Annotated in this window: 1 protein-coding gene; it reads left to right on the forward strand. The window is 59.4% G+C overall.

Going from position 1 to position 2,139, the window contains the following annotated elements; all coding sequences use genetic code 11:
• The first annotated feature begins 202 nt into the window (after window positions 1–202).
• Window positions 203–2,062, forward strand: coding sequence for a hypothetical protein (locus HX830_RS31695; protein WP_177104775.1), 1,860 nt, complete (start codon window positions 203–205; stop codon window positions 2,060–2,062).
• Window positions 2,063–2,139: the final 77 nt, after the last annotated feature.

Raw genomic sequence — 2,139 nt, forward strand, 5'->3', positions numbered from 1 at the left:
AGCAGGTTATCCGACCAATGGCGCCTGTCCAGCCCGTTGACCTGTCATTTCTGACAGTAGCCAAGACCAGGTCCAAGGGATCAAATAACCCCCATCAGCCCAAGCCCTGGTGCTCGCCACCTTCAGGTCAAGTCGTCGATTCGAAGCGCGCATGCGAGGCCTCCGCCCTCAGTCCAGCTGCCAGCCTGGCAAGGATACAACCATGAATGCTTTGAACGCTTTCAGCCGCTTGCTGTTCCCGCCCCTCGATCTTGAGAACCGCCCCCTGAGGTTATTGCCGCTGTTTTTGTCGGGCATGGTCGATCCGGTCGTAGGGCATGACGGTGGGGTCAATCAGAGGATGCTGGACAAGGATGAAAACCCCCTGGGCCTGCTGTGTGTGATCGATCCCTACGGCACTCCCGGTGATCCCGACGATGACATGAAGGAAGGCGACAAGCTCGAAGTGTATTGGGGCACCACCGCGATCGGGAATGCCACGGTTCAACTGGGGAATATCAATAAGCGCGTGAACCTCTTTGTGTCGACCGATCCGATCGTTCCCGAATGGGGCGAGCTGTTCTATGAATTGACCCGGGTCGATTCGACGACCCCCGAGAAATCAATCGGGTTGAGCATAAGGGTCAAGATCGACCGGCCGGGCGGGCCCGACCGGAATCCGAGCGACCCCGATGGCCACTCGGGGCTGCAAAAACCCGGCTTACCGCCGGATCTGGGCACCGTCGATGCCGACTGGGCCGCCAGGGGCGTGCCGCTGGTGATCGAGCATTATCCGAATCGGAGCGCCCGTGACACGATCCAACTGAAGTGGGGCAGTGTCTTTGTCCGTCGACAAATCACCGAGGACGAAGCCCTCGGCACCGCGCCCGTTACCTTGCGGATCGAGCAGGACACCATCCTCGCCGCGGGTGACAGCAACGACTTGCTGGTGCACTACGAAGTGTTCGACGAAGTCTGGAATTTCTCCAGTCGCTACTCTAAAAAAACCACGGTGGTGGTCGAGGCCGGCGCCTCGTTCCTGGATCCGCCGATCATCCAGGACGCTGACAATGGCGTGATCGACCTGGAACTGCTGGGCAAAGAGGATGTGACCCTCTATGTCTTCGTTTCAAGGCCTGTTTTTGCCTTGAATGACACCCTGACCCTGACCTGGACCGGCACGCCTTCCATTGGTAGCCCGCTGATCAATAGTCAGAGCAAGGTGATCAGCAGCGTACCGGGGATTGTCGAGTTCAAGATTCCCAATGCCGAGATCCGCGCCATCGCCGGGGGCTCCGGCGATGGCTGGTACAAGCTGGAGAAGATCAACGGTGACCTGCCCCAGTCGTCCAAACATGCCTTTGCCACCGTAGCGGGCGACCCGATCCTGCTGCCCGCGCCAACGATCAAGGAGTTGATTGGCGATACCCTGGAACCCGACCAGCCCTGGGCCATCGTGCAGATTCCGGCGTACCCGGGGATGGACTATGGCGACTGGATCGATATGGTCTGGCTGGGCATCGACGCCAACAACAACCCTTACCCCTATGAAGACGTACATCCGGTGACGCGGGATGAAGTCGGGACGGTTATCGATATGCCGGTCTCGGCTGAACACATCACGGCGCTGAACAACGGTAGTCTCGATCTGTTCTACCGGGTTTCCCGGGACGATGTGATGCTGTACGGCGTGAAGGAGTCCGACCACCTGGCGGTCAAGGTGCGGGCGATACAGGCCGACTTGCCGAAACCCAGGGTTATCGAAGCGCCGGACGATGTGCTGGATTATGAGGCGGTCACCGGTGCGGTGACCTTGTACGTGGACTATCCGGGCACGGCCGCGGGGGATGTGCTGAGGTACTACTGGATCGGCAATCCCGTCGACGGCACGGCCAGCGATTGGGTGCCGATCACCGTCCCGAGCGCCGGCCAGCCGGTGGAGTTCAGGATCAAACGGCAACTGGTCGACGCCAATATCAACCGCATCGTCAAGATTCGCTACACGCTCAAGCGCAAAGCCACCGGGCAGTACAGTTACTCCGAGTTGCTGGAGTTGTTGATTGGCAAACTCCCCCTCGCCTGAACGACTACGAATGACATCAGGGTTGTAGGTCTCGCCGCCTCTTCGGCGAAACACACTACGCAGGAATGCTTTCATGA

Origin of the sequence: Pseudomonas gingeri (assembly GCF_013385425.1) — a bacterium.
GTDB lineage: Bacteria > Pseudomonadota > Gammaproteobacteria > Pseudomonadales > Pseudomonadaceae > Aquipseudomonas > Aquipseudomonas gingeri_D.

Bases quoted from the DNA above. Each gene is read 5' to 3' on its own strand.
- HX830_RS31695 (WP_177104775.1), top strand. From the start codon at position 203: ATGAATGCTTTGAACGCTTTCAGCCGCTTGCTGTTCCCGCCCCTCGAT.